Source organism: Salinimicrobium sp. 3283s (assembly GCF_039602225.1).
GTDB classification, from domain to species: domain Bacteria; phylum Bacteroidota; class Bacteroidia; order Flavobacteriales; family Flavobacteriaceae; genus Salinimicrobium; species Salinimicrobium profundisediminis.
In genome coordinates this window covers 3,433,923-3,460,538 of sequence record NZ_CP143631.1, presented here as the reverse complement: position 1 = coordinate 3,460,538, position 26,616 = coordinate 3,433,923, and the positions used below count along the sequence as shown (strand labels likewise).

Sequence of the window (26,616 nt, the reverse complement as noted above, 5' to 3'; positions counted from 1 at the left end):
TGAGACTTCAAAAAACGAGCCACACCATACAAAAATAGCATAAGTACCATTGCGAACAAAGATACTTTACATACTTTCCTGCTGTATTTTCACGCTTTCTTTAGCCACGAAATCTGCAGCACAGGAAATCAAGACGAATGAAGGTATCCGCATTCCCGCTGAACGTGAGCCTGTGCAGCCTATAATGGATTCTGTGAGGATTGAAGCACCTGTTCCCGTCATCACGCTTACCCGTAAGGACAGCATTAAACCAAAAAAAGAAATCCTGGCAGACAGAGTGACTTACACTGCCGAAGATTACATGCGCCTTAGCCCGAGGGAAAACAGGATATACCTATATAATAATGCCGAAATAACTTATGGCGACATCAATATAACCGCCGGAAGGATTGTACTCGACAATGAGACCAACGAGGTCTATGCCTACGGAATAATTGATACCGCAGGAGTTTACACGCAAAAACCGGTATTTACCCAGGCACAGAGCGTAGTGCGACCAGATTCTATCAGGTTCAACTTTGATTCGAAAAAAGCTCTCGTCTTTAATTCCCGAACCGAACAGGGGGAATTTAAAGTGCTGGGAGAGATCACAAAACGTGAGAATGACTCGGTGTACTACATGAAAAATGTAAAATTCACCACCTCTCCAAATGAAGAAAATCCCGATTACTATTTCTACGCCAGAAGGATCAAGTTAGTTCCTGATAAAAAAATCGTTTCGGGCCTTGTGAACATGTACATCGCCGATGTACCCACACCACTTGGTTTGCCTTTTGGGTATTTCCCTATGACCGACGAGCAGACTTCCGGATTTATAATTCCATCTTTTGGGGACGATAACAACCGCGGATTTTACCTGCAAAACGGTGGGTATTACTTTGCCATAAGCGATTACGTCGATCTAACCGTGCTGGGTGATTACTATACCAACGGGAGTTACGGGTTAAGAATGGAGTCTTCTTATGCCGTGCGATACAGGTTTAGAGGAAACCTTAGCTTTAGATATGAAAAGCTGATAAACAGTGAAAGAGGTTTTCCCGATTTTTCTGAATCAACCATTTACAACCTTCGGTGGAACCACTCCCAGGATTCAAAGGCTAACCCTTCTTCGAGATTCTCGGCATCTGTAAACCTTGGAAGCAGCGATTACTACCAGGCATCTACCAATCAAATGAACACAGGAAACAGGCTAACCAATACCCTGAGTTCTTCGGTCTCTTATTCAAAGACCTTTAATATTCAGCCGCAAATCAACCTGAGTATTGCTGCCACGCACAGCCAGAACACCAATACTGAAAAGATAAACATGACCCTGCCAACAGTGCAGGCGAGCATGGCCCGGGTCTACCCTTTCGAGCCAAAGGTAGGTGCCAAAAAAGGCATTATTGAGAACATTAATTTTCAGTATAATTTTAGAGGAGAGAACAGGTTTCAAACCACCGATTCCCTTTTCTTCAAACCAGAGATGTTCGAAGATGCCATTTTAGGGGCCCAGCATTCCATTCCTCTTACCACAAACTTTAAATTGTTCAACTATTTAAGTGTTAGTGCCGGAACAAATTATACTGAATCATGGGTTTTCAGAACATATGACCGCTCATATGATGAAGAAGCCCGAAGAGAAATTGTTGATACCGTGAGGGGCTTTGATTCCTTTCGCACCTATAACTTCAACACCAGCATAGGTACCACGATCTACGGAACAAAGAATTTTAGCGGAAAGGGGAAATATCAGGCAATTCGGCACGTAATGCGCCCTTCGATAAGCTATAATATAAATCCTGGGTTTGAGCATTATTACGACGAATATATCATTCCGGAATCTGAAGACCGGGAAGAGCGTGTGGTAGAATATTCAAGGTTCCAGGGCTCTCTGTACGGGCCTCCCGGAAAGCTGTTTTCCAGCTCTATCGGCTTCTCTTTGAGCAACACTTTCGAGGCAAAGGTAAAAGATTCGGCCGATGCCGAACCCAGAAAAGTAAAGCTGCTTAATAACCTGAACATTAGCACTTCATATAATTTAGCAGGAGATTCACTAAAACTCTCTCCTATTAGCGTACGCGGAAGTCTTCCGGTGATTCAAAACAAACTGGACATAAACTTTGGGGCCAACCTGGATGTTTATGCGCTGAATAATGAGAACCGGCGTATTGATAAACTGAACATTCAAAATGGCGGAAGTCTCTTCAGGCTTACCAATGCTAATATGAGCTTTGGATATTCCTTCTCCAGCCGCGATTTTTCAGGAGGAAAAGAGAACGTAAACCGGCTCGAAAATCAGACCTTCAGAAATGGCGGGCGTCCAGATGACCTTTTTGGAAAGGATATGGACATAGATGGTTCTTTTTACGACGAACATGAAGCCGATATGGCCGAAGAAGAAGAGGAAGCAGAAAGCGAGAACAGCTGGTACAACTTCAATATTCCCTGGGACCTGCGCCTTGCATATACCCTTAACTATAGTAACAGTGCCAGGCAGAACGATATTTCCTCTCATTCCCTCATGTTCTCGGGAGACGTTGAACTTTCCCCTAAATGGACGGTAGGTGCCTCCTCGGGTTATGATTTTGTGAATACCGGCTTCACCCATACACAGTTGAGATTTGCGAGGGACCTGGAAAGCTGGAGAATGACCTTTAGCTGGACGCCTTTCGGGGTTTACAAGCAGTGGAACTTTTTCATCGGAATCAAGTCTTCTCTGTTGAGAGATATCAAGTACGAAAAGAGAAGGGAAAGAGACAGAAGATTATAATTTCTTATCTTTAACTTATGAAAACAATTATCAAGACCAAAGATGCTCCCGCACCCATTGGAGCTTACAACCAGGCCGTTTTAAGCGGAAATACGCTGTACATATCGGGCCAAATTGCAATAAACCCTGTAAACGGTGAACTACAGCAGGAGACTATTGAAGACGAAACAGAACAGGTAATGCGCAACCTTAAAGCCATCCTGACTGCAGCCGAAATGGATTTTGAGAATGTAGTAAAGAGCTCCATCTTTATAAGTGACATGAATAACTTTGGCCGCATCAATGCCGTTTACTCCAAATATTTTGATGAAGAAACAGCCCCGGCCCGCGAAACTGTAGAGGTTGCAAACCTTCCGAAGTTTGTGAATGTAGAAATTAGTATGATCGCAACAAAGTAGAACAACAGTTGCAACAACTCAAAAAACAGGCGTCAAAAATGCCATATTTGACGCCTGTTTTTTTTAGAGGTCATCGGCTCCCGGGAATTTGATGTAATCGGGCGCCAGACTTTTTTGTTCCTCTACAGGCCCTTCCATCTCTTCTTCCTTGAGTCCGGAAGTTGATAATTCGGTATCTACTATTTTCCGAAGCAATTCTTTAAAAGTATCAAAATCTACCTGGTAAGACAGCCCTACTCCCTGGGTAAAACCAAGTTCTTCTCCCAGGTACTGAATGTTGTTCTCCCTGTTAAAGATCTTTGCCCGCAGGTTTCCTTCTTCATTTAAAAGAAATTCTATCTCCAGGTTTCCAACAATAACGGTCTCTGTAACGCCGCCTACCGGCACCCCAACCTGCCCATTGATAAGCACTCTTTCACTAATTTGGGTTGAAAGTGTCACCCCAAACCTGTCGGCCATAGATTGTTCGGGGGTGCGAACGCCCTGCTCGTAGTTAAGGCCTACCTGAAAAGTTCCTGATTCATCTGAAAGCAAATTGTTGAAGAAACCCGAAGCGCTCTCAAATAGGTTTCCTGCCCAAAGGCTTCCCGGGCTCCCGGCAAGAACATTTTCAGTATAAAATTGTCCGAGCGTGATTAGTGAAAATGCCTGAATTTCTGTATTTGTGCTGGTTTCAATTTTATATTCAAGCTCTGATCGCACTGCCGAAGCCACGTTTGGATATTCGAGATCAAAGGAGATGTCTGGTTGTAAAAGCTCCCCTTCAAGATTGATCACCACATCTACAGGAATCCTTCGGCTTATACCTGGATTATCCAGAACAATTGCAGGGTTGGCGTGGGCTTCATAAACTGCACTGATATTAAGATCGGCCAGAGCAGGGTTGCCGTTCCAGTTAATGCTTCCCCCCGGCCGCACCTGGAACCTTTTCTGAAGCGCCCCGTAGTTAAAGATATATTCCCCCGTATTGGCAATAAAGTCACCCCACATATTGAATTTTCCGAGGGTATTGATCTCTATCAGCAAAGTTCCGGCTCCTCTTCCACGCAAGATACTTCCGTCGATATCGAGTTCTACCAGGGCATCATTGGTAACATCGAGATCAAAATTGAGTTCCAGCCCTTTCACTTCCTGAAATTCGAGCTCTTCCCCTGCCAATCTTGCCGCTTTTTCCTCGGGACTTAAAAAGTGTATAAAAGAATTGTCGCCAGTGCTTTCTGAATCACTTATGGGGATTTTAAAGACTGTTCCTCTACGTGTAGCCCCCACCACATCAATGGTAAGCTCTGAAGTTGGGCCGTAAATAGATGCATTGCCACCAATGAATCCTGTACCGTAATAAAGGGCTTCTTCATCATATTCGGTATCGAGTACCAAAAGACGGTCTGTAGAAATATTCAGCCCCAAGATCCAGTTGCTAAAGTTGGTATGAGAGATGGTGCCGTCAAGAACACCTTTGGTATCAAACCTGGTATCGGTAATGGTTATCTCATCAAAATCGAATTGTTGCTCGCTCAGGTTTACAACAGCACCTTCTTCAAAAGCATAGTCTACCTCCAGGTAAGGAATTGACAGCCCGGCTTGATTGAGGTATAACCTACCATCAATATCCGGATTCTTATAACTTCCGGTCACATCGGCATCTCCCGACACTTTACCTCTAATATTACTTATCACATCTTTCCCTAAAGGACTAAAAGCTGCCAGGTCGAAATTCTTTAGAGCTACTTCCAGGTCAATTTCAGGGGAATTTCCTTCTACCACAATCTCCCCAATAGCCGATAAAGATTCCAGCCCCTCATTACGTAGCGTGGTATTGATGTTGTAAAAACTCAAATCCCTGTTCCCCATAACGTCAAGGTTGAGCACGCCCAGCATTTGATCATTTATTGAAAGGTCTTTAATGGTAAGGGAAGTATTAGGATAATACGCTCCATCCTGCTGCAATACGTTCAAAGAACCGTTGACGATCCCTCCCATTTCCAGATTATTGATTTCGGGGGTGATCTTATGGAGATCTACCTGATCAAACTCCAGCTGAAAATCTTTGTACGTAGTATCCCGCATTTGACCGGAAAGCCGAATTTCTTCATTTTCATGGCTTAGCACCAAAGAATCTATCCTCACATTATTAAAACCGTTAGAAAAGATGACCCTGTTAGATTTATTTCCCTCTTCGTTGAGATGCCACACGCTTTCCTTAAACTTAACATCAGAGCGCTGCAGCCCAACCACCGAATTATTATTCTCATTGATGGTGTGATACAGGTTGATATTAAACTCATCATTGCTCCTTGGCCCGCCTTTAAATTCAGATCGCATATACAGCGTATCATTAAGCGTAACATTAATAAGGTTAAAATCCTTGATGTTGTAAAAACTGGTGGCGACGCTATCTACCTCAATAAATGTATTGAAAAGCGGGTTGGAATTGTCTACCTGCACATTCACCTTGTCAAAAAGGTTATCAAAAGCTTCAATCCTGGGAGAGCGAAACGCTAAGCGAAATTCAGATTCATCAGACTCCACACTTCCACGGATGAAAGTATTGGGAGCTAAAGTAATTTCAGGATAAAAAACCTCTACTATCTTGTTATAAATATCAAAGTCGAAATTGAGATATTGATTGGTGGTGATCTTGTTGGGGCGATAATTGGTATAAAGGCTACCCACCGCATTTTCTACCATTGCCGGTACTTCGGTGACATCAAAAATACCTTCTATGGTTCCATTGATCACATCGGGAGAATGTATTTCAATCGTCCTTACCGGCCCGTCAAAACTCGAAGCAATGTTTAAATCTTTAAACATGTAGGTATCATTCTCATTTCGGTAGGAAGTATTAAGAAGATAGATCTCCCCCTCAAAGTTGTTGAGGTTAGTCCCTTCCATGTTCATGATCACATCCCCTTTAAAAACCGAGACACTGTCTCTTTTCACCAGGTTCATGGCTGCAAGGTTGGCGTAACCAACAGAAGCTTCAAAATCATAGATGTTAGTCCCGGCCGAGAAATCTGCCAGCCCATTGAACTCCATTAGGAGATTGGGGTCTCGCGAAATGAGATTTCCGTTAAACAGCGGTGCTTTTAATGTCCCTCTAAGCTTGAGGTCTTTATAGGCGTACCCCTTGTAGACAAGTCTGGAAATACTGCCCTGAATCTGCGTATTAAGTGTTTCGGTGGTAAAACCACGCCCGTCAAAAGTGACATTTAGAGAGGTGGTTCCCAGGTCTTTTAAATTGGCCAGCCGCCCAACATCAAATCTCTTAGCAATAAGCTGCCCCTCATAAGAAATAAGCCCCGCGTCCTGGAAACCCCACATTTCAAGATCTACAACAGCGGTACCTAACTGCGAGAACAAATTTGCTTTTGTAGTTAAAGCGTCTTCAGAAACAAATATATCTCCCTCCAGCAGCACATTGCCTAATTCCCGTAGTGCTACAGGCAATTTATCCTGCAATAGACCGGGCAAAAGATGAATAAGATCGTAATAATTGGTAGAAAGATTGGTCAACTCCCCGTCAAGGGAAAACTCATTTTCTTTAGCCGATAATGAATTTCTTATTTCCAGTTCCCCCTCAAGCCTGGTTCGGTCGAGTCCGGCCATTTTAAGGTCCGAGAGGATAAAATCGTTTAAGATACCATCAAGAACGGTAGAGAAATTGATTTTTTGATCGCTGCCAAACTTATCGTAAAAAGGCTGAAGGTCATTTGTAGATATTGTTGACGGTCTAAACACAGCCTTAACCGGAACCTTATTTATAAAACCCGCAAAACCATTGGTAATATCAAAACGAATATCTGAATCAATTTCTGAATACGGAGTCTCTATATGCAGGGCCTCAAGGGCCATTTCTTCGGAAGTATAGCTAAAGTTTGTGCTTAAATGATCAATGCGAATTCCACGGTTTTCAATCCCTGAAAGCCTCTCGATATCTACATAAACATCAGAATTTTCAACCAGGAGATCGCTGACTAAAATATTTAGTTGGTCAATTTCTATTACTTCAGGATAATTCAGGTTTTCATTGATGTAACTGAATCTTCCGTCAACAACTTCAAGCTGATTGATAGCCAGCACAAAGGGAGAACTTTTTTTCTTTTTCTGATTTTTAAGCTTTTTCAGAAAAATATTCAGGTTATCCCGCTCTTCCCCTTCATAGACTTTCATATCCATCACGAGCTCATTAGCCATGGTTGCTCCCAGAGTAGGATTGTTGTTGTAAATACTTCTTAGGCTGGTTGCCGAAGTTTTTATTTTTTCAGAATAAATGAGTGTGTCCTGGTGATGGTCAAGAATAAGCACATCCTGCAACTTAAGCTTGCCGCTGTAGGTAAGCCCCACCCGGCCTATGCTAATATCCACATCTTTAGACTCCTTGAGGGAAGTTGTGATCTTACGGGCAACAAAAGTTTGTACCGAGGGAATAGAAAATACGATCAACAAAATGATGAAAAGCAGCAGCAGCGAGAGCAGCGTTTTACCCAGTATTTTCCAGAATTTTCTGATAGGATTTTTAGTTATAACTTTGCGAGCAATATTAACAATTTTCGGGCCTAAATGCTAAGGATGACAACACAAAATATTTATATACTCGGCATTGAATCTTCCTGTGACGACACTGCTGCGGCCGTATTACACAACGGAAAAATCCTTTCCAATGTTGTAGCCACCCAGGAAGTTCATCAAAAATACGGCGGCGTGGTGCCAGAACTTGCTTCACGTGCCCACCAGCAAAACATTGTTCCGGTTATTCACGAAGCCCTTTCGAGGGCCGGTGTTACCAAAGAAGAGCTATCGGCTGTTGCCTTTACCCGTGGTCCCGGCTTGATGGGTTCCCTCCTTGTGGGCACCTCCTTTGCAAAGTCCTTATCACTGGGGCTGGGCATTCCGCTTCTTGATGTTAACCATATGCAGGCGCACATTCTTGCCCATTTTATCGATGAAGAAGAATTCCAAAAGCCACAGTTTCCTTTTCTGGCCTTGACTATAAGTGGAGGCCATACTCAAATTGTGAAGGTGAGCGATTATTTTGAAATGGAAGTGATTGGAGAAACTTTAGACGATGCAGTAGGCGAAGCCTTTGACAAGAGCGCTAAGATCCTAGGCCTCCCTTATCCCGGCGGCCCACTGGTAGATAAAAAGGCACAAACGGGTAACCCAAAAGCTTTTCCTTTCCCTAAACCAAAAGTTGATGGATTAAACTTCAGCTTCAGTGGTTTAAAAACATCTATCCTTTATTTTATTCAGAAACAACTCAAAGAAGATCCACAGTTCATTGAGAAAAACCTTGAAGATATTTGTGCTTCCATTCAGCATACCATTATCGGGATTTTAATGGACAAGCTCAAAAAAGCCGTAAAACAGACAGGAATAAAAGAAATCGCCATTGCCGGAGGGGTTTCAGCCAACAGCGGCATAAGAAAGACCCTTCATGAGGCGCAGGCAAAATATGGCTGGAAAACTTATATTCCGAAGTTTGAATATACCACAGACAATGCAGCGATGATCGCCATTGCGGGGCATTATAAATTTATTTCTGAAGATTTTGCCCACATGGGGATTACCGCTAAAGCAAGAATAAAAATGTAAACCATGCAGCTATTTTTTCAGCCCGAAGTATCAGAAAATGATAAGGAAGTTCGCTTTTCCAAAGAGGAGAGCCGGCATATTGTGAAGGTGCTGCGAAAGCGTGAAGGAGATCGCCTGCACCTCACCAATGGCAAAGGCTGGATCTTTGAAACCGAAATAACACTCGCAGAAGCAAACAATTGTTCTGCCCGCATTTTACAAAGTGAAAAAGAAGCCCCGCCTGCCTATCATTTGCACCTTGCCGTTGCCCCTACCAAGATGAACGATAGGTACGAGTGGTTTTTGGAAAAGGCTACAGAAATTGGCATACAGGAGATCACTCCTGTAATTTGTGACCACAGTGAGCGAAAAGTTGTAAAACATGAGCGCTTTCAAAGAGTGATACAGAGTGCCTTAAAACAGTCTTTACACACAAGGTTCCCTGTGCTGCATGAACCAGTGAGTTTTAAGGAGTTTTTAGAAAAAGAACATTCAGGCGCAAAGTTCATAGCGCATTGCGAAGACTCACAACCCAGGAAGTTACTCTCTAAAAGTCTCAAAAATGGCATTTCAGCAACGATTCTTATTGGGCCCGAAGGAGATTTTTCAGAAGAAGAGATCAGCAGCGCATTAAAAGCCGGATGGCAGCCTGTAAGCCTTGGCAACAGCAGGTTGAGAACCGAAACTGCCGCAGTAGTTGCCTGCCACACCGCGGCTTTGATCAACGAAGAAGAATAAGCTTCTTTTTTGCTATTTTAGAGACATGAAGAAACTGCTGCTATTTTTTATGCTTTTTACCACCAGCCTTGTGCTGCAGGCGCAACAGGTGGCAGTGTTAAAATACGGCGGCGGGGGTGACTGGTACGGCAACCCCACAGCGCTTCCCAATCTCATTGAGTTTTGTAATCAAAACATCAATACTTCCATTGAGCCTGCGCCACAGCCCGTAGAACCCGGCAGTACAGATATCTTTCAGTATCCGTTTATTCACATGACAGGGCATGGCAATGTGTACTTTACGCCCGAAGATGCCCAGAACCTTCGGAAATATCTCCTGGGAGGAGGTTTTTTGCATATTGATGACAACTACGGCATGAATGAATTTGTTCGCAGGGAGCTTAAAAAGGTATTTCCCGACAAAGAACTGGAAGAACTCCCGGCTTCTCATCCCATTTTTTCTACAGCATTCAACTTCCCCAACGGCTTACCAAAGATCCACGAGCACGACGGACTCCGCCCACAGGCTTTCGGAATTTTTGAAAATGACCGACTCCTTTGCATTTTCACCTTTGAAAGTGATTTGGGCGACGGCTGGGAAGATCAACAGGTACATAATGATCCGCAGGAAGTGCGGCTAAAGGCACTCCAAATGGGTGCCAATATTGTTAAATTTGCTTTTTCAAATTAATGCAGGCAACCCACCACTCCACTTCTTTTAAGAAAAAACAATTTCCGGTGATCCTTGTGCTGGACGGAATATCAAGTCCGGCGAACATAGGCAGCTTTTTCAGGTTAGGCGACGCTTTTGGTATTGAGAAACTTCTCATTTGCGAGAGCACGGTAGACCTTCAAAGCAACAGGTTGAAAAGAACCGCAAGAGCCACAGTTAAAAATGTAGGTTTCGAGGAATGTGAAGATTCTGAAGCAGCTTGCAAACAATTAAAAGAAGCGGGATATAAAATTGTGGCTATTGAAGTAACTTCAGAAAGTATTGCCCTCCAAAAATGTCATTTTAATGCCGAAGATAAAATTGCACTGGTGCTGGGAAATGAACGTTTGGGAGTTAGAAAAGAGATCCTCAATTTAGCCGATAGTATCTTACATATCGACATGTTTGGCGAGAACAGCAGCATGAACGTGACCCATGCCGGTACCATTGCACTTTTTGAAATCACAAAAAGGCTGCAGCCAGTTCCATGAGAAATAATATATTTACCACGTGAACGAAAAAGAGCTTTCCTACGGTATACTTCGTGCTATTGCCATTATTTTGGGAGTGGCTTTTCTGCTTTATTTCCTGTACCTCATTCAATCGGTACTGGTATACATCGCCATTGCGGGTGTCATCTCGCTTGTAGGACGGCCGGTGGTGCTGTTCCTTAAAAACCATCTCAAGCTGCCCAACAAACTCGCCGTGATTATTGTTCTTCTTTTGGTACTACTGAGTTTTATTGGTTTGATCACCATCTTTATCCCTATCGTGGTAGAGCAAAGCAAGAACCTAGGCCAAATAGATATGGATGCCTTTACTCGTGATTTGAACGAACTCAACAACCAGATTAATAACTATTTTGGCGTAGAAGAAATCAATATTATTGAAGGCATCAAACAAACAGAATTTGTAAGAAATTTTGACCTGGCTATTATTCCGGGTTATCTCAATAGTTTCTTCGGGATATTGGGAGCCGGTATTATCGCGGTCTTTTCCATCATTTTTATATCTTTCTTTTTCCTGAAAGACAGTCGGCTTATGCTCAACAGCATTCTTGTATTTGCCAACCGGGGGCATGAAGACAAGTTCCAAAGGATTTTTAACAAGATTAAAGTATTACTGTCCCGTTATTTTGTTGGGCTAACAATGCAAATTACCGTGCTTTTTATATTATATAGTATACTGCTCTCGCTGTTTGAGATCAACAACCCAATTGCCATAGCATTTATTTGTGCTTTTTTAAATATTGTACCTTACCTGGGCCCCATTATCGCCGGAATCTTAGTTTCATTATTTGTGATTTCGAGCAACCTGGGAGCCGATTTTCAAACCATCATCCTGCCACAGCTCATTTACGTGATGTCGGGGTACATGGTTTGTCAATTGATAGACAATTTTATCAATCAGCCGCTTATTTTTGGTGCCAGCGTGCGCTCACATCCTCTTGAAATATTCCTGGTGATCCTCATTGCGGGGCTTACTTCCGGAATTATGGGAATGGTGGTCGCAGTACCATTTTACACCGCGATCAAGGTTATTGCCAAAGAATCTTTAAGCGAATACAAGATCGTAAAACGGCTAACGCGAGATCTCTAATTTGAATCGGGCGCTTCTAAATAGCGAAGTTCAGGAGTTTCTTGAAGAGCAATACAAGACTGAGGTGTCAAAAATGGCATTTCGGGGCAGCCCTTTTGAAGACCTATCCACTCAGGAGCTGCTGGTACAACTTTCGGGCAAGAAAAGAGCTGAGAAGAAGTTACCGTTGTGGTTCAAAACCCGAGGCATTATTTACCCTCCTAATCTTAATTTAGAGCAAACATCTTCCGAAGTTACTGCACAATATAAGGCTTCTCTGGTGGCAGGAACGAGTTTGGCCGATATTACCGGCGGTTTTGGGATAGACAGCCATTATTTTTCAGAAAAAATAGATAAAGTGTGGCATTTTGAGCTAAATCCTGAACTTCAGGAAATCGCTGCACATAATTTTGAAATATTAGGTGCCAAAAATGTCATTTCTGAAGCCCGTGATTCTCTGGATTTCCTGAAAAATACTTCGGAAAAATTCGACTGGCTCTACATTGATCCTTCCCGGCGGGATGAGACCGGCGGAAGAGTATTTTTTCTATCAGATTGTTTACCCAACGTGCCCGAAAACCTCAAATTACTTCAGGAAAGAGCCGGAAGTATACTTATAAAGACGTCTCCCCTGCTCGATTTACAGGCGGGGCTCAATGAACTCCAAAATGTCCGGGAAATACATATTGTGGCGGTAGAAAATGACGTAAAAGAGCTGCTCTGGATCCTGAAGAAGAAAACTTCGGAAAGCATCACGATCAAAACAGTAAATTTTCAGAAGAAAGAGAAACAGGTTTTTACCAGTACGTTTGACAATGATCTTCCTGAAGTTTACAGCCTGCCCGAAGATTACCTTTATGAACCCAATGCAGCGATCATGAAAAGTGGCCTTTTTGGGGCTCTTGGAAATGCATTTGGGCTTGAAAAACTTCATCCCAACACCCAACTCTACACTTCTAAAGAACCTGTATATTTTCCCGGAAGACGATTTAATATTACACGAATACTGCCTTTTAGGAAGAAACAGCTAAAAAAGGATCTTCAACTAAAGAAAGCTAACATTACCACCCGTAATTTTCCTGAAAGCGTCGCAACCCTTCGTAAACTTCTTAAAATAAAGGAAGGCGGAGATGCTTATTTGTTCTTTACCACGCTGCAAAACGAAGAAAAGGTTGTGCTGGTGTGTCAAAAAGGCTAAAAATTTCAACTATTCCAGGGGCATCTTGTTGGAAACTGTTGCTTTAGAACCCTGTACTTTTTTTGATTTCAACTTCCGCAGAAGATCACGCGGTGCTATGTAAAAAACCTTCATAAACACGAACCCTATATTGAGGAGGGTTATTCGTGCCACATCCTGCCATGGCCTAAAATGAGTTACGCGCTCATTGGGATCATAAAGTACTTTTACCGGCAGATTGATCACCTTCACGCCGGCCCAGGCAGCTTTTACAATGACTTCTATTTCAAGTTCAAAACGGGATGTATAAAGGCTCAGGGAATTGACGGCTTTAAGAGGGTACAACCTGTAACCGCACTGTGTATCTGTTAATTTTATACCTGTCTCTACCCAATACCAAAAGCTAGAAAAACGGTTACCAATGCTGCTTTTATCGGGCACCGAGGGATCATCCATTTGACGGGAACCAATAACCAGAAGATCCGGGTTGTTAGGGAGGTGTTCCTCCAGGGCATCAAGAAAAACATGAAGATCATTAGGAAAGTGCTGCCCGTCTGAATCCATAGAAATAGCGTATACATAGCCCAGGCTGAAAGCCTCTTTAAAACCCTGTTTAAGGGCGTTCCCCTTGCCCTTATTCACGGGGACATGAACGACCCTAAGAAAAGGAAAATTTCCCAGGATTTGAGAAGTACCGTCGGTAGATCCATCATTGATCACAATGATATTATTTGTGTACGTATGCACGTCATCAATTACCCTTTGCAGGGTTTTGTGATTGTTGTATGTGGGTATGAGCACGCAACAATGAAGCATATCAAATCTGGATTGGTATAAAGGCGGATTGATCAAAAAATGAGTTTGTTACAAATTTAAAAAACTTCAGGATTGTATTTTACAGGGAGGGCAAAAATAGCAAAAACTGCGGGTTTTCCTGCATTCTGAATTGTCTTCCCTAAAAACTTTGAAACTCCTCAATTACCCTTCAAAAATGCTATTTTTGAGAAGGTATATTTTCTTCTGCTACTGCCGCGAAATATCTTAACCCAAAATATTTCAGACAAAAACTTCCAGTTTTATTTTATTTCAGCATTAATTACTTCGGAAATAACTTCAGTAAAATTGTATAACAGCTGAAGTTGGAGCAATGTAAGTCATTAATAGCAGCTTTCACTCATCTTTAAACAGAATGGTATAGCTAAGATAGATTCCCACAACTGCAGCCAGCAGGAAGAACAGGATGGCAAATCCCGGATACCCGAAGATGATAAAATTTGACGGAACCTGCATTAACATTGCGGCACCAACAATCATTGCTGCAATTATGAGCCCCAGGGTGATTCTATTTGCAACTTTTTGGAAGCCATCGGTCAGTCGCTTTTCATCAATTGCATCGATCTTGAGGCGGAATTCATTTTTGGCCAGGTTATCGGTGATCTTATCAAAACGATCGGGCAGATTTTCTACCAGTTTTTTAGAATCGAGCAAGATCGAAAAAATTTCTTCAGGTTTTAGTTCGTTGAGCATTTTATCCTGAAGCAGCTTATTCATGTAACGCCTTACTGCCTCCCTCAAGTCATATTCGGGTGCTAAAAATGCGATAATCTGGTCCATGTTGAGGAGGATTTTTCCGAGGATATTGACCTCTACCGGAAGATGTATGCCATTCATGGCGGCGCTTCTGTTCATTTGGATCAACAATTTTCCGGTTTGCATATCCTGTGCAGTGCTATGACTACTTTCCTGCACCATGATGCTTATGTGCCGCCTGAATTCTTTTTGCGTGGCATGTTCGGTAATTTCACTCATGTTGAGGAGATTATCGGCAATCTCTTCCCCGTCATTCTTGCTTAACCCCAACAACAAGCGGAGCAGGTGATCTTTCATCTTCCTGGTGAACTGCGCCACCATTCCCAAATCTATAAGGGCGATCTTTTCATTTTCCAAAAGATGCACATTGCCGGGATGAGGATCTGCATGTACAAATCCGTCAGACACTATTTGCTTTAGGTAAGCTTCAATAAATTCATCGACCAGGGTCGTATAATCGTTTTCAGTTTTTTTAAGAGGAGAAATGCTGGTGATCTTCTTCCCTTTTACGTATTCCATTGTGAGAACACGAGAGGTGGTATAATCGGGAATAGGCTGAGGAACTATTAACCTTCTGTACTCTTTAAGATTTATTCCAAGGGTAACCAGGTTGTTTGCTTCTCTCAAGTAGTCAAGTTCATGCAGCATAATACGTCTCAATTCTGCCAGGACATCACTAAAACCGTATTTTTTACCCACCTCGGTATGCTTTACAGCCAAACCTGCCATTTCCTCGAGCGTATTGAGGTCTTCCATAAACTTTTTCCTGATCCCGGGCCTCTGGACTTTTACAGCGACTGTTTTTCCCGACCTGAGTTCGGCCCGATGAACCTGTCCTATGGAAGCACTTGCCAACGGCTCTTCCTCGAAAAAATTAAAGGCTTTTGAAATCTTGTTACCCAGCTCCCCTTCTACAATTTCCCTAACCTCTTCAAAAGGAATAGTGGGAAGATCATCCTGGAGGGAAGCAAGAGCTTCTAAATACCTGTCGGGCAAAAGATCGGGACGTGTAGAGAGCAACTGCCCCAACTTGACGTAGGTTGGTCCCATTTGTTTAAGATCCTCGACCAGCTCTTCGGGAGATTGCTCATAATCTTTAAAAGTGCGGGCCGTTTCTTCTTCCATTGCGTTTGAAGCAGTCTCATTTAAAAGATCGCTGTTCCAATACTTCAACATGAAGCTTAAAAACTTTTGATAACGCTCAAGATTTTCGGGGAGAATAGACATAAAAGCGAATTAATTACAAAAACTATGATGATTCATTCAATTCTTCCTAAAAATAGGATATTAAAAATCGCTTAAGGAGGCTTTTATAATATTTTAACTGTGACAGCCCCCTGTGTGAGTAAGATGGTGGAAAGATTTGAAAAAATGTTGAGGAGGGTGAATTTTTATGGGATCACAACAGGCTGGCAGAAAATCAATTAAGAAAATTCCTTTTTAAAGCGAGTAAAAAAGTTAAAAAAGGTTTGCACACAAGTATCTGAAAACATACATTTGCAACCGCAAAATATTTGCAAGTTCATATACAAAATTAGGAGAGTTGCCAGAGTGGTTAATGGAGCAGTTTGCTAAACTGTCGACGAGCAATTGTCGCGTGAGTTCGAATCTCACACTCTCCGCTGTAAGAATTCAATATTCTTAATTGAAAATTGAATTTTTCGGGGTGTAGCGTAGCCCGGTTATCGCGCCTGCTTTGGGAGCAGGAGGCCGCAGGTTCGAATCCTGCCACCCCGACTTAGTTAAAAAAACCTGCACGAAAGTTCGGGTTTTTTTTTATGGAATCACCGCAGGGTCCCCCGATACTTATAGGAATGCCATTCCCGACGAACATAAAAAGCAGATATAACACACTTTCAATCTATTGATTTTCAGTGTTTTTTTAATATCAAATGAATTCACCCTGTTTAATGAATGATTCGGTGAATACTTCTTTACATTAAATGGCTACAAGTAAATTGTGCTTTATATTTTCCCTGATATTGAAAGCCAAAGCAACTGATAATTTCTATCTCTACAAGCTTTAATAAAACCTGCACCACATCGTTTAAAAACTGTTGTATAGTCTTTTGTGCTTCTGTATAGTTATTAGGATAAAATATTATATATTGTTAATAATTTCACAATATTGATCTTAAATTATCTAAGAAAATATCGAGCAGAATTGGCAAAAAAGAATAAACCTATAATAGAACTAAAGAAATGAGAAAACTTTTAATCGCTTTCTTTTTCCTTAATTTAGGAAATTTACAGGCGCAAAAATCCTATTCTTATAAAGCTACTTACAGTTTAGAATATCAGGAAGATTCCACTGATCAAAGTTCTATAAAATCTGAAACCGTTGTGCTTTATTTAGGAAAAGGCCACTCGCGATATTCAAGTTTGGGTAAAGCGGTTAAGGATTCTTTAAAAGCATATATAGAAGCTTCGAATATAAGTAAATCCGAGTCTTTTGAAATTTTAAACCAAGCTCCGGAAACGGAATTTCACTACAAGATCTTTAAAAATTATCAGGATAATGAACTTATTTTAGCTGAAATTATAACGGTAGATAAATGGAGATATAAATATATACAGAACCTAAACACGATCGATTGGAAAATTCAGCCAGAGAATAAAGATATTTTAGGGTTTAGCGTTCAAAGGGCTACAGGCTCTTTTGCCGGTAGAAACTACGTCGCATGGTTTGCGCCACAATTACCATTTTCAGACGGGCCCTATAAATTCAGCGGTTTGCCGGGACTAATTTTAGAGATTTCAGACCTGGAAAATCATTATCATTTTAGCTTAACGGGATTTGAGGAATTGGCAAATCCGATAGATAAACTATTGGATCTGAATAGTTATAAAGTTCTATCTCAAGAAGAACTAGATCAATTTCGAGATGATCATAACCGTGACCCACTTGCCGCATACCAAAATGCAGGAGTCAGATTCGGTTTTAGAAACAAAGAGGATGAAGCTAAAACAAGGAAAGCACTATACGAAAAATATAAAAAGCACAATAATCCAATTGAGCTACAGCCATAATAAATTAGCATCAATCAAAAACAATCAAGCGATTGGATCATTTTAGAAAGATTTTCTTTTTCCTGATATCAATATTCATCACTTCTATAAGCTGTTCTCAAACTGAAATTTCGGGACAGGTTTTTGGCGATCAGGATGAAAAACTTAGTGGGGCAACGGTAATGGTCAGTAAAGATTCTGTTTCTTCGATCTTAGCTTATGGTATTTCAGATGCGAATGGAAAATTCGAAATAGCCGTCAAAAATGGGAGTAATTCCTTATTTTTAAAGGTCTCGCACATGGGTTTTGGCACTTTTAAAAAAACAATTCAGAATAAAGCCCAGACACTGGAAGTTAAGCTTTCACCTTCTTCAGAATCTTTAAAAGAGGTGATCGTGAAATCTGAAATTTTGCGGCAACATGGCGATACGCTTAGTTTTTCAATAGCTGCCTATAAAGGTAAAAATGACCGGGTAATCGCTGATGTTTTGAGAAAATTACCGGGTATCGATATTCGGCCAAACGGACAGATCTTTTACCAGGATGAGCCTATCCAGAAATATTATATTGAAGGTTTAGATCTATTAGAAGGGCGTTATAATGTGGCGAATAATAACCTTTCTGCCGAGGCGGTTTCCAGAGTCGAGATCCTGGAAAATCATCAGCCGGTTAAAGTGTTGGATAGTTTGGTGTTTTCCGAGCGTGCTTCGCTAAATATCAAGCTTAAAAAAGATGTTACTTTTAGCGGAACAGCCACCGCCGGGATTGGTGCAGCGCCTTTGCTGTGGCAAACAAAGGTAACGCCGATGATCTTCACCAAAAAACAACAGGCGATCGTTACCTATCAAAGTAATAATACCGGGAGCGACGTCTCGGGCGAAATTCGCAATTTTTCGATCAAATATGCCGGGGAAAACTTTGATATCGATAATAATGATTGGCTTTCGATCGAGAATGTTTCAGCGCCTCCATTTTCTACGGAACGCTGGCTGGATAATAATGTACATCTAGGTTCAGCAAACATTTTACATCGTATTAAGGAAGATATCGATCTAAAGCTGAATATTTCTTATCTCAATGATTACCAACAGCAGGATGGAGTTACGCAAACTCGATATTTTACACCTACAGATACGATTGACGTGGTAGAAAACACCAATAATGATATTTTTTTAAGCAAGTTAGAGGGACTACTCACCTTAGAGAACAATGCCAATAAAAATTACCTGAAAAATCAATTAGAATTTAATGGGTCCTGGAATGCCAATCGCGGTTTGATCGATCGTACCGATACACAAATAAAGCAGCAGCTGGAAAATCCTTTCTTCGGAATTAAAAACGATCTACGCCTGCTTCGGACTATAGGAAAACAGCTAATTACTTTTAATTCAAATACAGGATTTACCGAAAATAATCAGGATCTACTGGTACAGCCAGGACAATTTGAAGCTATTTTTAATGAGGGTGGTCCATACGGGAAAATTCAGCAACTGGTTTCTTCAAGAAAAATATATACCGATAATTCGGCGGGATTCACCAAAGCACTCGGCAAATTTACCATGTCGCCAAAATTTGGATTTTCGATCCAGAATCAGCAATTAGATACCGATATCTTGATAGAAGGAGAAGAGGTTTTAGAAGCCGATTTTAAAAACAGAAACGAATTTGTACAAACTTCGGTGTATTTGAAAAACTCTTTCAGATTTAAAAGTAAGGATCAAACCTGGAATTTGCGTTTGAGTACACCGCTTGAATTTAAAAGTTTTCACCTTGAAGATGATAATTTTGAGGATAGCAGAAATCTGGATCGTTTGGTTTTTGAACCTAATTTTTTTGTAAAAAAGAAAATCTCAGCCTTTTGGGAGGCAAATGCTTCAGCAGGATTGCGTTATAATTTTGGAGAACTTCAGCAATTATATTATGGTTTTTTACTCTATGGCTATCGAAATTTAAATCGGTACAACGCCCCAATTTCCGAAGAAATACAGCAAAATTATAGCGGAGGCCTTAACTATCGGAATCCGTTAAAGCAATTGTTTTTAAATGCCTCTTACTCGTATGCGTATTCTGAAAATAACTTGTTGTACAGTTCTAATATTGGGGAAAACGGAACGACAATTTTAGAAGCTGTGGCTCGCAATAATAGTTTCGATAATCATAGCTTTAGAGCCGGCGGAAGTAAATACTTTAGGAAACTAAAAACAACACTTAAGTTGAATGTTTCATATAATTTATCAAAGCGGCAACAGCTTTTAAATAACACGCTGGCCGAGGTGAATACGCAAAGTTTTAACCTACGAGGAAGTGTGGAAGCCGAAATTTTGAGTTGGCTAATTGCGAGTTATTCAGGTAATTTTTCAACGTACACTTCGGGTTTTGAGGCTAACAATTTCCAACAAATAGAAAACCAGCAACATATGCTCGATCTATATTTTTATCCTAAGGATAATCAATATATAAGTGTCAGTGGCGAATATTACGACAATTCATTATCTGAAAAGGGTGATAATTATTTCGTGAACCTGGACTATCAGTTTACTTTTCCAAAATCCAAAATGGATTTGAATATTAGTTGGCGAAATGTTTTGAATATCGATGAATTTATTAATGCTTATAATAATCAGTATTATTATGTAGAAAGCAGTTATAGGTTACGGCCATCACAGGTGTTAGCCACCTTAAAATTTACCCTATAAAATGATTAATTTCACCAAAAATTGTCCTATCGGATTAGCAGGGTTAAACTTTTAAGATCAATTACATTAAAATTTATTAATATTTTGTTTTACAAGTTCCGTCCTTAAATAAGAATGGTGAGTTTCAGAAGTCACATTACAATATTTTTTGCTGCCTTTAACTGCTTTAAACTGGTTGCAATTCAATATATTCTTCCTGCATTTCTTCATCAAAATCAATATTAAATCCGTCGGTTGAAGTCCCTTCCGATTCATTTTTGTGAGATTGATAAAGAGTGTGGAATTGCGTTTCTCACCCAATACTCGCTCTATACTCTAAAGGAGATAAATCTGTCTTACTTTTAAAAAGTTTATGAAAGGATTGTGGGTATTCAAAACCTAACTTAAAGGCAATTTCCGAAACATTCAGGTCTGAAGTGCTGAGTAAGATTTTGGCCTTTTCTACTAATTTTTGTTGGATGTGTTGTTGAGCACTTTGACCGGTGGTACTGCGAAGCATATCGCTTAGATAATTCCTGGATATATTCATTCTTTCGGCAAAATACCCCACACTGGGAATTCCTTCTGATTCTTCAAAATAGGAATTTAAAAGTGTTTCGAAATTTGAAAGTAAGGAGCTATTTGCCTGCTTGCGGGTAAGGAATTGACGGTTATAAAATCTATTGGAATAAGTAAGTAGCAATTCAATTTGTTTGATGATGATGGAGTGCGAAAATGTGTCGATAGAAAATTGACTTTCTTTAGAAATATCAAGTAACAATTGGTTGATGGTGTTTTCTTCGTCTATAGATAAATGTAAAGCTTCGTTAAGATTGTAGGAGAAAAAACCATATTCTTGAATTTCCCTGCTCAACGAAAATCCCTGTAAAAAATCTGGATGTATTGTTAGCCAATAACCTTCCAGTTCCCAGTCATCCCTAATTTCGGTAATGATTACCTGTTTGGGGGCATAAAAGGTCATAATACCTTCATCAAAATCAAAATGTTGTTGCCCATACCGCATTTTACCTTTAAAATTCTTTTTGATGGCAATGCAATAAAAGCCATAAGTCACGGCTTCCAGTTTTTCATCATCGTAGCATTTAATCTTCGAAAAATCGATTAAGCTAATTAACGGATGCTTTGGCTTTGGCAATTCCAAAAGTTGGTGAAGCTCATGGATAGAGCGAATGGCATAGGGTTTAATCGCTGTCAAATTTATTGATTAGGAAATTGAAAAGCCAATAACAATTTAATCAAAATCTGTCGATAAGGTAAGTGATTTCCAGGTTTCAAATTCGGCATCTTCTTCTTTTCTCTTTTGGGTTACCAGTTTATAAGTATCAGGTCCTAACAGTAAATGAAGCGGTGGTTTGGGCATCTCTGAAATTTTCACCAAAATCTTCACCAGTTTTTCCGGATCTCCCGGTTGTTGACCGCTATGTTTACTCCACATTTTTTCTGCTTCATCCACACCATACACGTCAATTCTGTTTTTAACATAATTGATGGAATCCATAAATTGGGTTCTAAATTGCCCTGGTGCTACCACCGTCACTTTAATACCAAAGTTATTTACTTCCTGCGCCAAAGCTTCTGAAATACCGATCATTCCAAACTTGGCCGCATTATAACTTGCGGCTTTTTCAAAACCAACATAACCGGCATTAGATGAAATATTAATAATATGACCACTTTTTTGTTTGCTGAGATAGGGCATCACATTTCGAATGATATTCACCGCTCCAAAGAGATTGACATCCATGGTAGCCCTAAATTCTTCATCGGTCATTTCTTCCATACTTCCCACAAGGCTGTAACCGGCATTGTTCACCACAACGTCAATTTTACCCAGTTTTTTAACAAGTCTGTCAATTGTCAGTTTCACCTCTTTATCGGAAGTGATATCTAATTGTACCGGATACAGGTTTTTCTTATTTTGGTTAATTTCTTTTTCAAGAGCATTGATGTTTCTACTGGTTGCTATTACTGTATGCCCTAATGAGAGTACTAGTTTTGTTAGATCAAGGCCTATTCCTTTAGATGTTCCTGTAATGAGCCATACTTATTGATTTTCTGTATTCATAAGATTATGTTTTATTTCTGAATACAAAGTTGAAAATGATTTGCTACTGAATAGTATCCGTATTACTGAGGGTTGTAGTGTAATTACTGATTACTTCAAATTGCGCCGGCAACTTCTATGTGTTACCTACCTTTAAATTTCCGTGGAATTTTCTCCTGTTTCAAGATGGCTTTTTAGCAAGAAAAAACACTCGAACTGACGGAAGTAGGAAGAAACCCCTCGTCAGTTCGAGTGATTTCTGAAGTCGACAGGCGAAAGAAATTGTATCGAGAATACGAGGAATTAGGAACTTTCAAACCGGTTCTCTATAAATTTTCCCGGAGTCTCCTGGTGATGGAAAATATTTACATAGAAAAATGTAAATAAAACTTGACATTAAAAATATTTACTATCTTTGTCAAGTAAACATGACATAAAGTAAACTTTTAATTACGTTATTATGAGAAAAGAACGAAAAATAAATCTCTACCGGCTAGCCGCCTGGACCTGGAGCTGGGTCGCTACCCTGGCAATTGCCACCTTTGGTCCAAAATACATTTGGGATGATCATACAGTTTTAACGACTCTTGCCGTTTTGGTAAATTTCTCCAACGGTGTTTTAATGATTATAGCAAACAGGAACCTATTTAATAACTTTGATGAACTCGAACGCAAAATCCATTTGGAGTCCCTTGCCATGACACTTGGCTTAGCAGTCGTGGCGGGATTGTCCTATTCTTTACTGGACACTACCAACCTCATAAGTTCTGACGCAGAAATAAGCAACCTGATTTTATTCATTGGGGTCACCTATTTGATCTTCGTTATTATAAATGCAAGAAGATATAAATGAAAAACAGAATAAAAGTATTACGGGCTGAGCGTAATTATACCCAGGAAGACCTAGCCGATATTGTGGGAGTATCCCGCCAAACTATTAATGCTATTGAAAAAGAAAAATTCGACCCCAGTTTGCCCCTGGCTTTCAGAATTTCAAAACTTTTTAAACTGTCAATCGAAGATATATTTTATTTTGAAGATGTATCATAGAGCATTCTAAATACATTCGGTTCCCGATATATCCGCCTCTGTTCTCGATACTATTTCCCCCTCGCTCATGCCCGGTGAAAATCACTCGAACTGACGTGTAGAAGACAGAAATTAAAAATTCCCCATCCCTTAAATAAGGCCATATTCACAAAAAGGGCGTAATATAACAAACTACTATGAGGCAATCTCAAGTTCAAAATTATGTACATCTTATATTCAGCACTTTTAAAGTATCTTTAGGCTATGCAGCATCCAAATGAAAAGCTTATTATGGATTTTTACCAGGCCTTCCAAAACGGGGATCCAAAAGCTATGAACGCCTGTTACCATAAATACATAGTCTTTTATGATCCTGCTTTTGGACATATAAAGGGAGACCGGGTGAGAGCCATGTGGTATATGCTTCTGGAAAAAAGCAGGGGTGATCTAAAGGTAAGCTTTAGCGATATACAGACCAATGATCATTACGCAAGTGCCAAATGGAGCGCCAGCTATTATTTCGGGCCGCAAAAACGCAAGGTGACAAATAAAGGGATTGGAACATTTTACATTCAGAACGGGAAGATCCTGCAACATACAGATCATTTTGACCTTTGGCATTGGTCCCGGCAGGCTCTTGGTTTTAAAGGTTTTTTGTTAGGATGGACCAAATCGATGAAACTTAAGGTCCAACAGGAATCCAGTAAGATGCTCTCCCGCTACCTTCAAAAAATGCAATCTCTGGAAGAGGATGCCACCTAAATTTTCTCAGAATATTCCAGCTCAACTGGATCCAAAAAGAAGACGCCCGCGCCGCCATTCGGTTAGCAGTAAAAAAAGAATTACGTGGCAAAGTGCAATTTTCTGAACTCGATAATTTACTGAGGGAAGTAATTGAGCAGGCAGAGAGGCATTACAGGGACTGGCCGATGGAGGCTTAAAATTAAACAATTACATAAGATTGAAAAAACGTCATATTATACCACTATACCTAAACTCATGAAAAGAATTTTTACATTATTCCTGTTGATCGGCAGCACTTTTGTCGGCTACTCTCAAAATTATAATCCGCCGCAGGGCGTGTCGGAATTTAAGACCATGAGCAGCAAGATCCTCAATACCGAAAGAAGTTATTCGATCTACCTTCCCAAAAGCTATAGCACAGATACAGAAAGAAAATATCCTGTCCTCTACCTCCTGCACGGCTTGTACGGCAGCAACATAGACTGGGTAGAACGAGGACATGTAAAGGACGTAGCCAACCGGCTCATCAATGCTGAAGAAGCGGTAGAAATGATCATAGTAATGCCAGATGCAGGAACAGACTGGTATGGTTATTTCAACATGAATGGGTGGGCCTATGAAGATTACTTCTTTAAGGAGTTGATCCCACATATAGAAAAGACCTACAGAACAATTCCCGATAAAAAGCACCGCGCGATTGCCGGACTCTCCATGGGCGGCGGTGGATCTGTCGTTTATGCACAGAAACACCCGGATATGTTCTCCTCGGTCTATGCCATGAGCGCCTGGCTAGGAATCGAACCCGGCGGCGGAATCCAGGATGCAGATGAAAAAGGCAAAGAATTGAACAGGACCGTCCTTGAAAACCATGCGGTAGAATTTGTCTCCAATGCTGATGCAGAAACACAGAAAGAACTAAAGGATATCAGGTGGTTTATAGATTGTGGGGACGATGACTTCTTACTTCCAATCAACCTCGATTATTACCGCGCGATGCAGAAGGCTGAGATCCCTTCCGAACTAAGGGTAAGAGATGGCGGCCATGACTGGGAATACTGGCATTCTGCGCTTTATCGTGCCCTGCCTTTCGTTTCAACCGGATTTCTGCGTTAGGCTGGTTTAAGGTTTGGGAAGAAAAACCTCCAGCTCGACTAGACCAAGAAAGAAGACGCCAGAGCCGCCATTCGGTTAGCGATCAAAAAGAATTACGCAGCAAAGTACCATTTTTGGCACTGGAATATTTACTGAAGGAAATTATTAAACACTAAGAGGAACAGTACAGGGACTGGCCGATGGAGGCTTAATTTTTAAATTTTTTTTAGCGCCGGTAGCCACTTCGATAATTTTGTTCGTCTTAATTCCCCTGGAGGTTTCAGATTTGATTTTTTCTATGGTGGTCTGGTGACCAGCTCCTATCGGTCCTTTTTGGGCAATAGGCACCTATGCTTTTTTATTAAGTTGTTCCTGAAAATTTTCCAGATACTTTCCCAAATGCAGCCCATCAACAAGCCCATGATGAGCCTCTATTGATACAGGAAGATATTTTTTGTTATCACGAACAGCAAATTTTCCGAAAGTGATTTTAGGCACAGATTCTTTTTTGTCATGGTTACTCGGATGCAAAAGTCCTGTGAAAGAATGCCAGGGAAAGGTAGAATGACGGATAAGGTCTTTCGTGATATCATCATTGTTCAGCCTCAATCCTGTTATAGATTTAACAGCTGCTATTTCCTTTTGCAGGTCTTCATTAAATATCTCAAAGCTTTCGCTGAAAGGTATAAATGCAAAACCAAAGGTGCCATCTTCTCTGCCAATTGTGGTTCCTGCATGTATAGTATCAAAAGCTACTACCTCTTCATTGATTATCCGATATTTTAGCTCGGTTACTGAATTTACCGCAATCATTGATTTATGTAGATAATAGGCGAAGAAGGAAATACCGGCATCTACTGAAAATTTATAAGCCCCGGTACATTCAACCTCTGTTACTATGCCAAACATTGGATTGGCCATTTTTGAGAAGAATTCATAATGTTCCCTCCTGTTCCATTTGTCGATGTCAATAACTCTCACTCTCTACTTTAATTTGGAGCTGCTAAGTTAGGTCATTAATCCGGGATCGGGTTCAGGTCTATTCTTTGAGTAGAAAGCCTGCTTACCGTGTTTCAATAGCTGTCGATCTTAAATAAATTCGGTTTTTTTCAGAAGAGTCTTAAAACAACGAAACCCCTAGTAAAACTAGGGGTTTCAAGTTGTGATCGCGAGAGGATTCGAACCTCTGACCGTCTGCTTAGAAGGCAGATGCTCTATCCAACTGAGCTACGCGACCATTAAAGCGGTGCAAATATAATGAGCTTTTTAAAAAACACAAGCAAAAATATTATTTAATTCTTCCTTTTTATTTAAGTAAAAGAGCTTCAGCATCTTATTTATGAAGGTATTTTTTATTTATTAAGTAATGCGACCATTATTCATTTGAAAGTATCTGTTTTAGCCCTGTAGCTCCTTCTCAGAATATCTAAAAGTACTACTAAATCTTTGCTAAACTTCAGCTAATACAGGGGTGTTTATTCTTCAAAAACTTACGAATCGGTTAAAT

General features: G+C 40.6%; 21 protein-coding genes and 3 tRNA genes. 17 read left to right on the top strand and 7 right to left on the bottom strand.

Going from position 1 to position 26,616, the window contains the following annotated elements; all coding sequences use genetic code 11:
- The first annotated feature begins 49 nt into the window (after window positions 1-49).
- A complete protein-coding gene (locus VS868_RS15340; protein WP_345598585.1) occupies window positions 50-2,752 on the top strand; it encodes a putative LPS assembly protein LptD in 2,703 nt (900 codons plus the stop codon).
- Between the two features lie 17 nt (window positions 2,753-2,769).
- Window positions 2,770-3,150, top strand: coding sequence for a Rid family detoxifying hydrolase (locus VS868_RS15335; RefSeq protein ID WP_345598584.1), 381 nt, complete (start codon window positions 2,770-2,772; stop codon window positions 3,148-3,150).
- A 63-nt stretch (window positions 3,151-3,213) separates the two neighbouring features.
- Here the strand turns inward: VS868_RS15335 and VS868_RS15330 are convergent, their stop codons facing one another.
- A complete protein-coding gene (locus VS868_RS15330) occupies window positions 3,214-7,593 on the bottom strand; it encodes a translocation/assembly module TamB domain-containing protein (RefSeq protein WP_345598583.1) in 4,380 nt (1,459 codons plus the stop codon).
- Window positions 7,594-7,719: 126 nt separating this feature from the next.
- Here VS868_RS15330 and tsaD point away from each other — a divergent pair, with 126 nt between their 5' ends.
- The 6 genes from tsaD (at window position 7,720) to VS868_RS15300 (ending at window position 12,926) form a co-directional block, all read left to right on the top strand.
- Window positions 7,720-8,742, top strand: a complete 1,023-nt coding sequence (gene tsaD, locus VS868_RS15325) for a tRNA (adenosine(37)-N6)-threonylcarbamoyltransferase complex transferase subunit TsaD (RefSeq protein ID WP_345598582.1) — start codon at window positions 7,720-7,722, stop codon at window positions 8,740-8,742.
- Window positions 8,743-8,745: 3 nt separating this feature from the next.
- A complete protein-coding gene (locus tag VS868_RS15320) occupies window positions 8,746-9,459 on the top strand; it encodes a 16S rRNA (uracil(1498)-N(3))-methyltransferase (RefSeq protein ID WP_345598581.1) in 714 nt (237 codons plus the stop codon).
- Between the two features lie 25 nt (window positions 9,460-9,484).
- A complete protein-coding gene (locus tag VS868_RS15315; RefSeq protein ID WP_345598580.1) occupies window positions 9,485-10,129 on the top strand; it encodes a DUF4159 domain-containing protein in 645 nt (214 codons plus the stop codon).
- Window positions 10,129-10,641, top strand: coding sequence for a TrmH family RNA methyltransferase (locus tag VS868_RS15310; protein ID WP_345598579.1), 513 nt, complete (start codon window positions 10,129-10,131; stop codon window positions 10,639-10,641). Before VS868_RS15315 ends, VS868_RS15310 begins: the two co-directional genes overlap by 1 nt.
- A gap of 19 nt (window positions 10,642-10,660) precedes the next feature.
- The gene (locus VS868_RS15305) at window positions 10,661-11,749 is read left to right on the top strand and encodes an AI-2E family transporter (protein ID WP_345598578.1); all 1,089 of its coding nucleotides are present in this window, start codon (window positions 10,661-10,663) and stop codon (window positions 11,747-11,749) included.
- Between the two features lie 73 nt (window positions 11,750-11,822).
- The gene (locus VS868_RS15300) at window positions 11,823-12,926 is read left to right on the top strand and encodes a class I SAM-dependent methyltransferase (protein WP_345598577.1); all 1,104 of its coding nucleotides are present in this window, start codon (window positions 11,823-11,825) and stop codon (window positions 12,924-12,926) included.
- 9 nt (window positions 12,927-12,935) lie between these two features.
- Here the strand turns inward: VS868_RS15300 and VS868_RS15295 are convergent, their stop codons facing one another.
- Together VS868_RS15295 and VS868_RS15290 are read right to left on the bottom strand one after the other, a co-directional pair.
- Window positions 12,936-13,721 (bottom strand): glycosyltransferase family 2 protein, encoded by a 786-nt coding sequence (locus tag VS868_RS15295; RefSeq protein WP_345598576.1) that lies wholly within the window; start codon window positions 13,719-13,721, stop codon window positions 12,936-12,938.
- 354 nt (window positions 13,722-14,075) lie between these two features.
- Complete coding sequence (locus VS868_RS15290) at window positions 14,076-15,722, bottom strand: AarF/UbiB family protein (protein WP_345598575.1); 1,647 nt, start codon at window positions 15,720-15,722, stop codon at window positions 14,076-14,078.
- Between the two features lie 310 nt (window positions 15,723-16,032).
- Between VS868_RS15290 and VS868_RS15285 the strand changes: the two genes are divergently transcribed.
- From VS868_RS15285 to VS868_RS15270, 4 genes are all read left to right on the top strand, one after another.
- Window positions 16,033-16,117: transfer RNA gene (locus VS868_RS15285), tRNA-Ser, on the top strand.
- Between the two features lie 40 nt (window positions 16,118-16,157).
- Window positions 16,158-16,232 (top strand) — tRNA-Pro (locus VS868_RS15280).
- A 465-nt stretch (window positions 16,233-16,697) separates the two neighbouring features.
- Window positions 16,698-17,525, top strand: coding sequence for a GLPGLI family protein (locus tag VS868_RS15275; protein ID WP_345598574.1), 828 nt, complete (start codon window positions 16,698-16,700; stop codon window positions 17,523-17,525).
- Window positions 17,526-17,557: 32 nt separating this feature from the next.
- Window positions 17,558-20,200, top strand: coding sequence for a carboxypeptidase-like regulatory domain-containing protein (locus tag VS868_RS15270; protein WP_345598573.1), 2,643 nt, complete (start codon window positions 17,558-17,560; stop codon window positions 20,198-20,200).
- 292 nt (window positions 20,201-20,492) lie between these two features.
- Here VS868_RS15270 and VS868_RS15265 read toward each other — a convergent pair whose 3' ends face one another.
- Complete coding sequence (locus VS868_RS15265) at window positions 20,493-21,395, bottom strand: helix-turn-helix transcriptional regulator (RefSeq protein WP_345598572.1); 903 nt, start codon at window positions 21,393-21,395, stop codon at window positions 20,493-20,495.
- A 36-nt stretch (window positions 21,396-21,431) separates the two neighbouring features.
- The gene (locus tag VS868_RS15260; protein WP_345599848.1) at window positions 21,432-22,235 is read right to left on the bottom strand and encodes an SDR family NAD(P)-dependent oxidoreductase; all 804 of its coding nucleotides are present in this window, start codon (window positions 22,233-22,235) and stop codon (window positions 21,432-21,434) included.
- 469 nt (window positions 22,236-22,704) lie between these two features.
- Here VS868_RS15260 and VS868_RS15255 point away from each other — a divergent pair, with 469 nt between their 5' ends.
- The 5 genes from VS868_RS15255 to VS868_RS15235 all read left to right on the top strand — a co-directional run bounded on the left by VS868_RS15255 (window position 22,705) and on the right by VS868_RS15235 (window position 25,130).
- The gene (locus tag VS868_RS15255; RefSeq protein WP_345598571.1) at window positions 22,705-23,097 is read left to right on the top strand and encodes a hypothetical protein; all 393 of its coding nucleotides are present in this window, start codon (window positions 22,705-22,707) and stop codon (window positions 23,095-23,097) included.
- Window positions 23,094-23,294 carry a helix-turn-helix transcriptional regulator gene (locus VS868_RS15250; RefSeq protein WP_345598570.1) on the top strand — a complete coding sequence of 67 codons (201 nt, stop codon included), beginning with the start codon at window positions 23,094-23,096 and terminating at the stop codon, window positions 23,292-23,294. Before VS868_RS15255 ends, VS868_RS15250 begins: the two co-directional genes overlap by 4 nt.
- Before the next feature lie 243 nt (window positions 23,295-23,537).
- A complete protein-coding gene (locus tag VS868_RS15245; protein WP_266068304.1) occupies window positions 23,538-24,035 on the top strand; it encodes a nuclear transport factor 2 family protein in 498 nt (165 codons plus the stop codon).
- A complete protein-coding gene (locus VS868_RS15240) occupies window positions 24,011-24,214 on the top strand; it encodes a type I restriction enzyme endonuclease domain-containing protein (RefSeq protein ID WP_345599847.1) in 204 nt (67 codons plus the stop codon). Before VS868_RS15245 ends, VS868_RS15240 begins: the two co-directional genes overlap by 25 nt.
- Window positions 24,215-24,272: 58 nt before the next feature.
- Window positions 24,273-25,130, top strand: a complete 858-nt coding sequence (locus VS868_RS15235; protein ID WP_345598569.1) for an alpha/beta hydrolase family protein — start codon at window positions 24,273-24,275, stop codon at window positions 25,128-25,130.
- 327 nt (window positions 25,131-25,457) lie between these two features.
- On the opposite strand, the gene VS868_RS15230 is transcribed toward VS868_RS15235, so the two are convergent.
- Together VS868_RS15230 and VS868_RS15225 are read right to left on the bottom strand one after the other, a co-directional pair.
- Window positions 25,458-26,090: a chloramphenicol acetyltransferase gene (locus VS868_RS15230; RefSeq protein WP_345598568.1), complete on the bottom strand. Its 633-nt coding sequence runs from the start codon at window positions 26,088-26,090 to the stop codon at window positions 25,458-25,460.
- A 182-nt stretch (window positions 26,091-26,272) separates the two neighbouring features.
- Window positions 26,273-26,346 (bottom strand) — tRNA-Arg (locus tag VS868_RS15225).
- Window positions 26,347-26,616 lie beyond the last annotated feature (270 nt).